This is a genomic window from Oscillibacter sp. KLE 1728 (assembly GCF_934833455.1).
Classification (GTDB): domain Bacteria; phylum Bacillota; class Clostridia; order Oscillospirales; family Oscillospiraceae; genus Oscillibacter; species Oscillibacter welbionis.
On the sequence record NZ_CAKVVF010000041.1, the window covers coordinates 1 to 10521 of the forward strand.

Below are 10521 nucleotides of genomic sequence, written 5' to 3' on the forward strand. Positions count from 1 at the left end.
GCATCTACACCAAGGAGGAAATCGAGGCCCGGGCGGAGATCCACATCGAGAACTACACCACGGTCCTGACCATTGAGGCCAAGACTATGGCGGACATGATCCGCCACCAGATCCTGCCTGCGGTGTCCGACTACGCCGACCAGCTGTGCCAGCGGGCCTATCACAAGGACGCCATGGGTGTGCCCCACCAGTATGAGACTTCCACAGCCATGCAGATCGGCACCCTGACGGACGCCCTGCAGGCGGACTGCGCCAAGCTGGAGGCGGATCTGGCCGCTATCCCCGTGGGCTCTATCAAGGCCATGAACTACTGCCATGAGGTGCTGATCCCCGACATGGCAGAGGCCCGGAAGGCCGCCGACCAGTTGGAGACGCTGACTGCCTCCAAGTCCTGGCCTTTCCCGGTATACAGCGACCTGCTGTTCTACGTTAAGAGTGCGCAAGAGGGCCCCGGCCATCGGCCGGGGCCCGCTTGGATTCATCTGTTACACCAGCACGTCGAAGAACAGCGCCAAAATAGTGGTGGCGAGGCCGCAGAGGCCGATGGCAAGGCCGCTCATGGCCCCCTCCGTCTCCCCCAGCTCCAGGGCGCGGGCGGTGCCCATGGCGTGGCTGCAGGCGCCGATGGCCAGCCCTGCCGCCACCGGATCCTTCACCCGGAAGAGGCGTGCCAGCGCGGGGGCGCACAGGTTGCCCAGGATGCCGGTGAAGATCACCGCCGCCACGGTGATGGAGACAATGCCGCCCTGCCCCTCCGCAATGGCGGTGGCGATGGGTGTGGTGACGGACTTGGGCAGGAGGGAGACGGTCAGTGTCCGGTCCAGGCCGAACAGGCGGCACAGGCCCCAGATGCTGAGGACCGAAGTCACCGCCCCGGCCGCGCATCCCGCCAGGATGGGCAGCAGGTTCTTTTTCAGCAGGTCGATCTGGGCGTAGATGGTTACTGCCAGGCAGACCGTGGCCGGCCCCAGAAAGAGGTTGATGAGGCTGCCGCCGGCGTTGTACGCTGCATAGGGAATGTCAAACACCGCCAGCACCGCGATAATCATCATCACCGCCAGCACCTGGCCGTTGCAGATCACAAGCCCGGTCCGCTTCTGGATTTTGCAGCCTGCCCAGTAAGCCAGGATCGTCAGCGTCACCCCGAAAAAGGGGGACTCCCACAGCGCGCTCATCTCCGCTTCCCCCTCTCCAGCAGGCGGCAGGTGAGCCGCACCGCTCCCACTGTAGCGGCAAAGGTGGCAATCAGCGAGACCGCGCAGACGACCACCAGGGCAAGCAGGTTCTCCCGTAACACATCTGCATAGTTGATGATGCTGACACTGGCCGGGATGAAGAAGAAGGGGAGATTCCCCAGCAGATAGTCCGACTTCTCCCGGATGTGTTCTGTCTTGATGACGCGTGCCAGCAGCAGCGCCAGAAGCAGCAGCATCCCGATGATGCTGGCAGGCAGGGTGAAGGGCAGCACCCGCTCAATACAGGTGCTGATCCAGCAGATGCCGAAGATGATGCCGATCTGCGTTAGAAGTTTCAAAGTGAACCGCCTCTCCCGGCGGTCCCCCGCCGCGTTACTCTGCGCCGTATTCACACAAGGGCGCGGATTCTTTTCAACTTTTTTATTCTACGGAGACGGCCGGGGAATGTCAAATCCTTCCGGCTCCTTTTTCTGCCGCCGCCGCAAAATTCGGCAAAACAGTACAAGGCCCCGCCGGGAAAGAGCGGGACCTTGTCCAGGTCATCCAAGCATCCGCAGGAGGCCGGGGGACTCAGAGGGGCATTTGCCGCTCCAGCTCCCGGCGGAAGTCCGGGTGGGCGATGGCAATCAGCGCCCGGGCCCGCTCCACGGTGCTCTTGTATTTCAGATCCGCCACGCCGAACTCCGTCACCACATACTGGACGCAGGTGCGGGGGGTGGTCACCACGCTGCCGGGGGCCAGCTGCGGCACGATTTTGGAGTGGAGGACCCCCGCCTTGTCCCGGTAGCTGGACCGGAGGGCCAGGATGCTCTTTCCGCCCTTGGACCACTGGGAGCCTACCACCCACTCCAGCTGTCCGCCGGTGCCGGAGTACTGCCGGGGGCCGATACTCTCGGCATTCACCTGGCCCGTGAGATCGATCTCCATGGCGTTGTTGATGGAGACCACATGGTCGTTCCGGGCGATGTTCCGGGCATCGTTCACCCAGTCGATCTCCTTCTGGCAGAAGGCGGGATTCTCATGGGCGAAGGCCCACAGCTCCGGCCCGCCCACCATGTTGGCGTATACGCTCCGCCCCGGGCAGGTCTGTTTGCGGCTGTTGTTCACCACGCCCCGGCGCATCAGCTCCATGACGCCGGTGCTCAGGATCTCTGTGTGGACGCCCAGATCCCGCTTTCCCGCATGGGCCAGACACTCGCCCACAGTATTGGCCAGCCCTCCCAGCCCCAGCTGGATGCAGGCGCCGTCTGGCACCAGATCCGCGATGTAGCCCGCGATGCGGCTGTCCGTCTCGTTTCCCGCTGCGATGGGCGTCTCTACCAGAGGACGGCTGGATTCGATGATCCCGTCCACCTCTGATACATGGATGCGGGTGTGGGCCTCCCCATCACTGGGAATATTGGGCATTCGGGGGTTCACCTCCGCCAGCACCAGCTCGCACTGCTCCAGCACCTTCCGGCTCAGGGCCGTGCCCCACAGGGAGCGGCTCATCCACCCGTTCTCATCCGGGAGCGAGCAGGTCAGCGCCGCCACCCGGGGGCGCCGGGCCAGGAGCCACGCGGGCGTCTGACTCAGGTTGGAGGGGGCGTAATGGACGTTGCCCATGGGCTCCAGGCCCCGCTCCACGCCGTAAAAGTTGGAGTCATAAGTCACCTGTCCGGCCAGCTCCGGCGTCAGCAGCCGGGTCCCGGCGGGGATGAAGTGCCCGTAGATGGCGATATGGCCGCCGGTCTCCAGCAGGCGCTCCGCCAGCGCCCCGTCCAGCTCCCAGGGCCAGTTGGACATGGCGGCGAAGGCCGCCGTGTCCCCGTCCCGGATCAGCTCCGCCGCCTCCCGGGCGGTCATCTGCAGGGCCTGATACTGGGTCTGCCAGTTGCCCGCTCCCGCGCAGCGTCCCCGGCGGATGGGTGTCAGTTCTGTCATCGTCATTCTCCTTTGCCGCGCCCCTCTGCGGGGCGGTGTCTCCGGCGGTTTGTACAGCCCGCCGTGGGGGCCGCGGCCGCCGGTTCCCTTTCCCGTCTATTGTACCGCACATTCCGCTTCCGCACAATCCTCTTTTCCGCGGACGAGTTAATAGAAATTTTGTTTTTTCTGCTTGCGCCCGGCCGCTTCGCCGTGCTATACTGGCGTTGTTCTTGATTTTTTCCATGGAGGTGCATCTTGCAGAAACGCAGTCACAAACTGCTGGCCGCCACCCTGCTGGAGAATACCCAGGGATTTCAGGCCAGACGATTCGAGCTCGCCTTCCTGTTCGGCTCCTTTCAGCCGGACTGCAACCCCCTGACCTATTTGAAGGGCTCCCTGCGGGCCTATAAGTTCCGGGGGCATAACTACTCCAACTCCCAGCACTACATCTACTCCCGCATCTCCCGGCTCCAGCGCCGCCAGCGCTGGACCATCTGGCAGTATTACACCCTGGGCAAACTGACCCACTATCTGGCGGATGCGTTCACCTATCCCCATAACGAGAATTATCCCGACAGTATGCTCTGCCACCACCAGTATGAGACGGACCTGCGGGCCTATCTGGAGGAGTATCTGGCCACCCGCGCCCTTCGTCGGGAGAAGTTCCGTCAGGACGTGGCGGACGCCCTTCAGGAGCTGCACCGGCAGTACATGGCCGGCGTGGCCGATATGCGCAAGGATGTGCAGTTCATCCTGAAGGCCACCTCCCTGCTGATGGCCGGCTGCCTGCCTGCCAGCGCCGCAGCGGCTGTCTGAACCCTGTTTTAGGAAAAGCGCACAGCAGCGGTTTCCCTTTCGGCGCATTCTTTGGAATCATTGTCAATTTCCATTTGCTTTTTCTGGTGTTATCCTGAAACTATCAAAGGACTCGGAAAGGAACCCAGTCATGACCAACATCACCCGTTCTGCCGAATACCGTTACTTTAGCTTTACCTATTTTTATGGTAAGGCTTATTTCGGTTTGGCTGAAAATGTGTGTGATCGTGTCTGACGCCAGGAAAAGGCTATCAGTGCATGACGACCCGCAGCCGAACCGGCTGCGGGTCTTTTTTGTACCAGCCCCATCATTTTTAGGAGGAATACAGTATGATCGTCGTTCTGAAACAAAACCCCAACCGGGACCAGCTGGAGAGCCTGATCGCCTGGCTCCAGGAAAAGGGGATCATCATCCACACCAGCATCGGCGAGGCCCACACCATCTTAGGACTGGTGGGTGATACCAGCCAGCTGGACATCGACCTGATTGCCGCCCTGGACATCGTGGAGGATGTGAAACGGGTCCAGGAGCCCTACAAGAATGCCAACCGGAAGTTCCACCCGGAGGACACGGTGGTGCAGGTGGGCAACACCCAGATCGGCGGCGGCAATCTGACCCTGATGGCGGGCCCCTGCTCTGTGGAGAGCGAGGAGCAGGTGGTGGCCATTGCCAAAGCGGTGAAGGCCAGCGGCGCCACCATGCTGCGGGGGGGCGCCTTCAAGCCCCGGACCTCCCCCTACTCCTTCCAGGGCCTGGGGGCCACGGGTTTGGAGTACCTGAAGGTGGCCCGGCAGGAGACCGGCCTCCCCATCGTGACGGAGCTGATGGACCTGAGCCAGCTGCCCCTCTTCAAGGATGTGGACGTGATCCAGATCGGCGCCCGGAACATGCAGAACTTCGACCTACTCAAGGCCGTAGGCCATCAGGACAAGCCCGTCATGATCAAACGGGGCATGTCCGCCACCTACGAGGAGTGGCTGATGAGCGCCGAGTACGTCATGGCCGGCGGCAATGAGAATGTGATCCTCTGCGAGCGAGGTATCCGCACCTTTGAGAGCTACACCCGCAACACCCTGGATCTGGCCTGCATCCCCGTGCTGCGGAAGCTGACCCACCTGCCCATCATCATCGATCCCAGCCATGCCACCGGCAAGAGCTGGCTGGTAGATCCCCTGGCCATGGGCGCCGTGGCCACCGGTGCCGACGGATTGCTGATCGAGGTCCACAACGACCCGGCCCATGCCCTGTGCGATGGCCCCCAGTCCCTGAAGCCGGAGGTGTTCGACGGCCTGGCGAAGAAGCTGCTGAAGCTCCATGACTTTATGAAGACGGTGGAGGAGTAAGACATGAATGTTGCCATCGTCGGCCTGGGCCTCATCGGCGGGTCCATGGCCAAGAGCATCAAGAACCGCACCAGCCACACCGTCTGGGGCATAGACCTGAACGCGGAGACCATGACCATGGCCCGGATGTGCGGCGCCATCGACGCCCCCCTGACGGAGGAGAACCTGCCCCAGGCGGATCTGATCCTGGTGGCGATCCGGCCCGGCGCCGCCATCGAGTGGGTCCGGCAGCACGCGCCGCAGATCGCCAAGTCCGCCATTCTGGTAGACCTGTGCGGCGTGAAGCGGACCGTGGTGGCGGCCATCGCCCCCATCGCAGAGGAACGCGGCTTCTCCTACATCGGCGGCCACCCCATGGCCGGTAAGGAGCGGGGCGGCTTCACCGCCTCCGCAGAGGACCTGTACGTGGGAGCATCTATGATCCTGACGCCGGACAAGCGGACGGACATGCGGCTGCTGGAGACGCTGAAGGCCTTCTTTCTGGACCTGGGCTTTGCGGGCCTCACCTTCTCAACGCCGGAGGAGCACGACCGCATCATCGCCTTTACTTCCCAGCTGGCCCATATCGTCTCCAGCGCCTATGTGAAGTCGCCGGAGGCCCAGAAGCGCCGAGGCTTTTCCGCCGGCAGCTTTCAGGATATGACCCGGGTGGCCCGTCTGGATGAGGACATGTGGACCGAGCTGTTTCTGGACGATGAGGACTTCCTCACCGCCGAGCTGGAAGAGCTGATCGGCCACCTGACGGACTACCGCAACGCCTTGCGGGCCAAGGATACTCAGCGGCTGCACGATTTGCTGAAGGAGGGCCGGGAGCTGAAGGCCACCGCCGGCGGCAACTGACCTATTTCCGGCGCCGCTGCGCGACATGATTCTATAAAAGGAGTTTTTCGATGTTTGACTCCATCCGAACCATTCCCGTCCGGGTCCGGCCGCCCTATGATGTGCGCATTGGCAGCGGCCTGCTTGGCCGGTGCGGGGACTATCTGGCCGCGCTGCTGGGACAGCGGAGGATCGCCGTTCTGGCCGACGACACCGTGGCCTCCCTGTACCTGGACACCGTCACCGCCGCTCTGGAGGACGCGGGCTTTGCCGTCTGCTCCCATATCTTCCCCTCCGGGGAGGGGCGCAAGAATCTCTCCACCCTGACAGAGCTGCTGGAGTTCTTGGCGTCGGAGCATCTGACCCGCACGGACTGCGTGGCCGCCCTGGGCGGCGGCGTCACTGGGGACATGGCGGGCTTTGCTGCCGCCGTGTACCTCCGGGGCATCCGGTATGTCCAGCTGCCCACCACCCTGCTGGCGGCGGTGGACTCCTCCGTGGGGGGTAAGACCGCCGTGGACCTGACCGCCGGGAAGAACCTGGCCGGGGCCTTCTGCCAGCCTGCCGCCGTGATCTGCGACACGGACTGCCTGAAGACCCTGCCCCCCGACGTGTTTGCCGACGGGGCCGCCGAGGCCGTCAAGACCGGCGTGCTCTCTGACGAAGCCCTGTTCGCCCTGTTTGAGGACGGCACCCTCACCGCCGACCCCGGCGAGGTCATCGCCCGGTGCGTCGCCTACAAGGCCGGCGTGGTGGAGCGGGACGAGAAGGAGCAGGGGGAGCGGAAGCTTTTGAACCTGGGCCATACTGTGGGCCACGCCATCGAGAAGTGCAGCGGCTATGTTATCCCCCATGGCCACGCCGTGGCGGCGGGGCTGGCCGTCATCGCCCGGGCTGCGGAGGCCCTGGGCTGGACGGAGGAGTCCCTGGCGGCGCGAATCACCGCCTGCCTTTCTAAAAATGGCCTGCCCACCGGGACAGACTACTCTGCTGAAGCCCTAGCGGAGGCAGCCCTTTCCGACAAGAAGCGCGCCGGTGGGGATATTACCCTGGTGGTCCCCCGGAAGATCGGCCATTGCGAGCTGCGGAAGGTGCCGGTGGCGGACCTGCTACCCATCATCCGGGCAGGACTGGAGGCGTAAATGGACCTTCAAATCACCCCGAAAAAACTCTCCGGTGTCGTGACGCCGCCCTCCAGCAAGTCCCAGGCCCACCGATTGCTGATCGCCGCTGCTCTCAGCGGCGGGATCAGCATCATCCACGGCCTGGCGGACTCCCAGGACATCCGGGCCACCCGCCGGTGCCTGTCTGCCATGTGTGCCGGGATGGAGGAACTGCCGGATGGCACCCTCCGGGTCCACGGACTGGGAAACGGCATCGTCATCGCACCTCCCTATGCCCTGCTGGACTGCGGGGAATCGGGCTCTACCCTGCGCTTCCTGATCCCCGTGGGCCTGCTGATACAGGGAGAGGCGTCCTTCACCGGCCGCGGCCGGCTGATGGAGCGCCCGCTGAAGCCCTACGAGGACCTGTTCCGGGAGAAGGGCATCGCCTGGAAGCTGGCGGACAACGTCCTCACCGTAAACGGCGGTCGGGGATACGGTACCCTGGCCCTGGACCCGGGGACATACCGCCTGCCCGGCAACGTATCCAGCCAGTTCTTCACAGGGCTGCTGTTCGTCATGCCCCTGCTGGAGGGAGACTCTACCCTGGTGTCCACCACACCCCTGGAGAGCCGGGACTACCTGGAGATGACCCGGCAGGCTCAGGCCGCTGCCGGTGTCACCAGCCGGTGGCTGGACGAAAACACGCTCTTCGTCCCTGGCGGCCAGACCTACCAGTCCTTTGAGGCCACGGCGGAGGCGGACTGGTCCCAGGCGGGGTTCTGGTACGCCGCCGATTTCCTGGACAGCCGTGTGGACATCCGGGGCCTGAATCCCGACTCTGCGCAGGGGGACAAGGCAGTCAGCGAACTTTACTGGCGGCTGGCCCGGCCGGGGGACACGGAGATCGATGTCTCCGGATGCCCCGACCTGCTGCCGCCTCTGGCGGTGATGGCGGCGGCCCGCTCCGGTACCACCCGGTTCGTGAACGCTGCCCGGCTGCGGATGAAGGAGAGCGACCGGCTTTCCACCACCGCCGCCCTGCTGACCGCCCTGGGCGGACGGGCGGAGGAGGGGCCGGACTTTCTGACAGTCCACGGCGGGACGCTCACCGGCGGCATGGTGGACTGCGCCAACGACCACCGGATCGCCATGGCGGCCGCCATCGCTGCCACTGCCTGTACCGGCCCCGTCACGGTGCTGGGGGCCCAATGCGTGCAGAAGTCCTACCCGGATTTCTGGGAGGTGTACAAGAACCTGGGAGGTGATATCCATGTCCTCTGAATTCGGCAGTCTCCTGAAAATCTCTGTCTTCGGCCAATCCCATGGAAGGGCCATCGGCGTGGTGGTGGATGGCCTGCCCGCCGGGGAGGCCATCGACCTGGAGGAGCTGAACGCCTTCCTGGCCCGGCGGAAGCCGGGGAAGAGCCACCTTTCCACCGCCCGGAGGGAGGCCGACGCGCCGGTGTTCCTCTCCGGCCTGGAAAACGGCGTCACCTGTGGAGCCCCTCTGTGCGCGGTCATCGAAAATGGAGACCAGCACTCATCGGACTATGACGCCCTGCGGGACAAGCCCCGGCCCGGCCACGCAGACTACACTGCATTTGTCAAGTGGGGCGGGCAGGCGGACATGCGGGGCGGCGGCCACTTCTCCGGCCGGCTGACGGCGCCCCTGTGTATCGCCGGCGGCATCGCCAAGCAGATTCTCTCCCGCCGGGGCGTATACGTAGGGGCCCACCTCCAGTCCGTGGGGACGGTGGCGGATGCATTATTCCCCCTGCGGCCCACGAAGGAGCTGTTTGACGCCGTGGCTGCCAAGCCATTCCCGGTGCTGGACGACCAGGCGGGGGAGCGGATGCAGGCGCTGATTCTGGAGGCCCGGAAAAATCTGGATTCTGTGGGAGGCGTCGTTGAGTGTGCCGCCACGGGCCTTCCCGCCGGACTGGGGGAGCCCATGTTCGGCGGCGTGGAAAACCGGCTGGCCGCCGCCCTCTTCGGCATTCCCGCCGTGAAGGGCGTGGAGTTTGGGGACGGCTTCGCCGCCGCCCGGTCCCGGGGGTCCGAAAACAACGACCCCTTTGTGATGGAGGACGGCCGGGTGCAGACAGAGACCAACCACGCGGGCGGCATTCTGGGGGGCATCACCAGCGGAATGCCCATCGTCCTGCGGACGGCCATGAAGCCCACACCGTCCATCGCCCAGCCCCAGCGGACGGTCAGCCTGTCCGCCGGAGAGAATGCGGAGCTTGTGATCCACGGGCGGCACGACCCCTGCATTGCCCACCGGGCGGTCCCGGTGGTGGAGGCGGTTACTGCCGCCGTGCTGTTAGATTTATTATTGGAGGGACATCATGGAACTTTCTGAGATTCGCGAGAAGATCGACGCAGTGGACGAGCAGCTGCTGGACCTGTTCCTGCAGCGCATGGACCTGTCCGACGAGGTGGCTGCCTACAAGAATGCGCACCATCTGCCCATTTTGAACAAAGAGCGGGAGCGGGCCATCCTGGCCAAGGTGACGGAGAAATCCGGAGAGCGGGAGCGGTATGCCTACCACCTGTTCTCCACCCTGTTCGAGCTGGCCCGGTCCCGGCAGGCAGAGCTGATCTCCGCCCCCACCAAGGTGGCCGCCCAAGTCCGCGCCTCTCTGGAGGCCGGTACCTCGGTCTTTCCCCAGACGGGCCTGGTGGCCTGTCAGGGCGTGGAGGGGGCCAACTCCCAGGTGGCCTGTGACCGGCTGCTGCCCCGGGGCAACATCGTGTATGTGAAGACCTTCCAGGCCGTAGTGGCAGCCGTGGAGTCCGGCCTTTGCAAGTTCGGCGTGCTGCCCATTGAAAACAGTTCCAACGGCTCCGTCCGGGCGGTGTACGAGCTGCTGCAGGACCACAACCTCTCCATCGTCCGGTCCACCCGGCTGTGCATCCGGCACGAGTTGCTGACGCTGCCCGGCGTGAAGATGGAGGACATCACGGAGATCTACTCCCACGAGCAGGCCATCGGCCAGTGCAGCAAGTTCCTGAACAGCCTCAACGGCGTCCGTGTCATCCCCTGCGACAACACCGCCATGGCCGCCAAGATGGTGGCGGAGAAGGGCGACCGCCACGCCGCCGCCATTTCCTCCCACCCCTGCGCGGCGTTGTACGGCCTGACCTGCCTCAACGACAGCATCCAGGACAGCGACAACAACTACACCCGGTTCATCTGCATCACCAAGGATCCGGTGATCTATGCCGGCGCCAACCGGATCAGCCTGATTATCGCCTTTGACAACCGGCCCGGCGCCCTGTATGAAATCCTCTCCAAGCTGGCGGCACTGGACATCAACATGACGAAGCTGGAG

The 10521-nt window shown here is 64.3% G+C and carries 10 protein-coding genes and 1 pseudogene; 8 read left to right on the forward strand and 3 right to left on the reverse strand.

The window, feature by feature from the left end; all coding sequences use genetic code 11:
• Nucleotides 1–44 precede the first annotated feature (44 nt).
• Nucleotides 45–101, forward strand: a pseudogene (locus QVE23_RS06360) (hypothetical protein); the annotation flags it as partial.
• Between the two features lie 384 nt (nt 102–485).
• On the opposite strand, the gene QVE23_RS06365 reads toward QVE23_RS06360, so the two are convergent.
• The 3 genes from QVE23_RS06365 to QVE23_RS06375 all read right to left on the reverse strand — a co-directional run bounded on the left by QVE23_RS06365 (nt 486) and on the right by QVE23_RS06375 (nt 3119).
• Nucleotides 486–1175 (reverse strand): LrgB family protein, encoded by a 690-nt coding sequence (locus QVE23_RS06365; protein ID WP_276894605.1) that lies wholly within the window; start codon nt 1173–1175, stop codon nt 486–488.
• The gene (locus tag QVE23_RS06370; RefSeq protein ID WP_119310404.1) at nt 1172–1534 is read right to left on the reverse strand and encodes a CidA/LrgA family protein; all 363 of its coding nucleotides are present in this window, start codon (nt 1532–1534) and stop codon (nt 1172–1174) included. The genes QVE23_RS06365 and QVE23_RS06370 overlap by 4 nt, the downstream gene beginning before the upstream one ends.
• A 232-nt stretch (nt 1535–1766) precedes the next feature.
• Nucleotides 1767–3119 (reverse strand): acetyl-CoA hydrolase/transferase family protein, encoded by a 1353-nt coding sequence (locus QVE23_RS06375; RefSeq protein ID WP_051320017.1) that lies wholly within the window; start codon nt 3117–3119, stop codon nt 1767–1769.
• A 237-nt stretch (nt 3120–3356) separates the two neighbouring features.
• Here QVE23_RS06375 and QVE23_RS06380 point away from each other — a divergent pair, with 237 nt between their 5' ends.
• From QVE23_RS06380 to QVE23_RS06410, 7 genes are all read left to right on the forward strand, one after another.
• Nucleotides 3357–3917 (forward strand): zinc dependent phospholipase C family protein, encoded by a 561-nt coding sequence (locus QVE23_RS06380; RefSeq protein WP_021747999.1) that lies wholly within the window; start codon nt 3357–3359, stop codon nt 3915–3917.
• Nucleotides 3918–4247: 330 nt separating this feature from the next.
• Nucleotides 4248–5261: a 3-deoxy-7-phosphoheptulonate synthase gene (gene aroF, locus QVE23_RS06385; protein ID WP_021748000.1), complete on the forward strand. Its 1014-nt coding sequence runs from the start codon at nt 4248–4250 to the stop codon at nt 5259–5261.
• 3 nt (nt 5262–5264) lie between these two features.
• On the forward strand, nt 5265–6101 hold the full coding sequence (locus QVE23_RS06390) for a prephenate dehydrogenase (protein ID WP_021748001.1): 837 nt from the start codon (nt 5265–5267) through the stop codon (nt 6099–6101).
• Between the two features lie 50 nt (nt 6102–6151).
• Complete coding sequence (gene aroB, locus QVE23_RS06395; RefSeq protein ID WP_021748002.1) at nt 6152–7222, forward strand: 3-dehydroquinate synthase; 1071 nt, start codon at nt 6152–6154, stop codon at nt 7220–7222.
• Nucleotides 7223–8467: a 3-phosphoshikimate 1-carboxyvinyltransferase gene (locus tag QVE23_RS06400; RefSeq protein ID WP_287967768.1), complete on the forward strand. Its 1245-nt coding sequence runs from the start codon at nt 7223–7225 to the stop codon at nt 8465–8467.
• Nucleotides 8457–9548 carry a chorismate synthase gene (gene aroC / locus QVE23_RS06405; RefSeq protein ID WP_287967769.1) on the forward strand — a complete coding sequence of 364 codons (1092 nt, stop codon included), beginning with the start codon at nt 8457–8459 and terminating at the stop codon, nt 9546–9548. The genes QVE23_RS06400 and aroC overlap by 11 nt, the downstream gene beginning before the upstream one ends.
• On the forward strand, nt 9535–10521 hold a 987-nt coding region (locus tag QVE23_RS06410; RefSeq protein ID WP_502919072.1), incomplete at its 3' end, for a bifunctional chorismate mutase/prephenate dehydratase. The genes aroC and QVE23_RS06410, both read left to right, overlap by 14 nt.